The organism is Algibacter ulvanivorans, from assembly GCF_048381495.1.
GTDB classification, from domain to species: domain Bacteria; phylum Bacteroidota; class Bacteroidia; order Flavobacteriales; family Flavobacteriaceae; genus Algibacter_B; species Algibacter_B ulvanivorans.
In genome coordinates, this window is sequence record NZ_JBLWGD010000121.1 from 1 (window position 1) to 231 (window position 231).

Genomic DNA, 231 nt, shown 5'->3' on the forward strand with positions numbered 1-231 from the left:
TGTTCCCACAATTATCAGCTTCATCAGTTACGACCGTAACATCAGGAGCAGGAGCAGGACCTCCAGGTACAGTAATGGTACTCGGGTTAGAGGCTGTAGGATTGGTAGTATCTTCAACATTAATGGTATGCGATGCATTAACAGTATTCCCACAAGCATCCGTAATGGTATATGTTCTAGTAACAACAAGAGGACAAGTGCCAGAAGCGCTATCAGAGTTTGTGACTACTA

1 protein-coding gene is annotated in these 231 nt (G+C 43.7%); it reads right to left on the bottom strand.

Annotated elements, in window-relative coordinates; genetic code table 11:
- Window positions 1-231: hypothetical protein (locus ACNG5D_RS16210; protein WP_418184557.1), on the bottom strand; the 231-nt coding region annotated here is incomplete at both ends.